This is a genomic window from uncultured Sunxiuqinia sp., from assembly GCF_963974515.1.
Lineage (GTDB): Bacteria > Bacteroidota > Bacteroidia > Bacteroidales > Prolixibacteraceae > Sunxiuqinia.
Genome location: NZ_CAXBDD010000229.1, coordinates 1 through 1,507 on the forward strand (window position 1 = coordinate 1; position 1,507 = coordinate 1,507).

Annotated in this window: 1 protein-coding gene; it reads left to right on the forward strand. The window is 43.7% G+C overall.

Annotated features, from left to right (window positions below; genetic code table 11):
* The coding region (locus AAC033_RS19150; protein WP_339741200.1) for a heavy metal translocating P-type ATPase at positions 1 to 1,507 on the forward strand (1,507 nt) is incomplete at both ends.

The window sequence follows — 1,507 nt, forward strand, 5'->3', positions numbered from 1 at the left end:
AATGTGGGATGGATTTGGTTCCCGAAAAAGGTGAAGAAACCAGCGAGGAAGAAAAAGCCTACAAGAAAATGGCAAAGAAATTCTGGGTGGCGACAGTACTTAGTATCCCGGTATTTGTTATTGCCATGTCGGAATATTTCCCATTTCTGAAGTTGGATGAGATAGCACCCAGGAAAGTATTGGGTTGGATTGAATTTATACTTGCCACACCGGTTGTTTTTTATTCCAGTTGGGAGTTTTTCAAGCGAGGATGGAGTTCCATTGTTCGGTGGATGCCCAATATGTGGACACTGATTTCCATTGGTGTCGGAGCTGCATATCTTTTCAGTGTATTTGCCTTAATTATTCCTGGTGCCTTTCCTGAGCAGTTCAAAGATGCGAACGGAAACGTCCATCTTTATTTTGAAGCAGCTGCTGTAATACTAACATTAGTACTGTTGGGGCAGGTACTCGAATTGCGTGCACACAGCAAAACAAATTCGGCAATAAAAGCCTTGCTCGGATTGGTTCCTCCGGTAGCGAGGGTCATCCGAGATGGAGAAGAAATCGAAGTTCCTCTGGAGGATGTGAATGTTAGTGATATTTTAAAAGTGAAGCCCGGCGAAAAAATTCCTGTTGACGGCAGTATACATAAGGGCGAGGCGGTGATTGACGAAAGTATGATTACCGGCGAACCCATTCCGGTTGAAAAATCGGAGGGCGATAAAGTAACAGGTGGAACCATCAACGGGAAAACAGCCTTTGAAATGAAAGCCGAAAAAGTGGGCAGTGATACCTTACTTGCACAAATCATCGAAATGGTGAACACGGCCAGCCGTTCACGCGCACCAATTCAAAAACTGGCAGACACCGTTGCAAAATACTTTGTGCAAATCGTTATCTCAATTGCTCTGATTACTTTTGCCGTTTGGGCAATATGGGGACCGGAACCGGCTTATGTTTATGCATTTGTAAATGCAGTAGCTGTTTTAATTATTGCTTGTCCCTGCGCGTTAGGCCTTGCAACACCAATGTCGATTATGGTTGGATCCGGACGGATGGCACAATCGGGCGTCCTGGTAAAAGATGCCCGTGCTATAGAGGAAATGAACAAAGTGGATATCCTGATAATAGATAAAACCGGTACTATAACCGAAGGGAAACCCAGCCTTAAGAATTATCAATCCTTTGGTTCAATACCCGATGATGAGATTCTAAAACTGGCGGCCTCAATCGATGCCAATAGTGAACATCCGCTTGCCGACGCCATAGTTGCCGGCGCCAAAGAAAAAAGCATGAAGCTGATAAAAATGGACAAATTTGAATCGGTTACAGGCAAGGGAGTTAAGGCAATTTATCAAGGGAAAAAGATTGCCTTGGGAAACCAAAAACTGGTCGATGAATATGATGCCAGCTTGGATGAAAAGAACAGAAAAATTGTCAAAGAATGGCAGTTGAAAGCCCATACTGTGATGTACCTGCTCATTGAAAACAAGGTTGAAGGCATTGTAACGGTTTCAGATAAAAT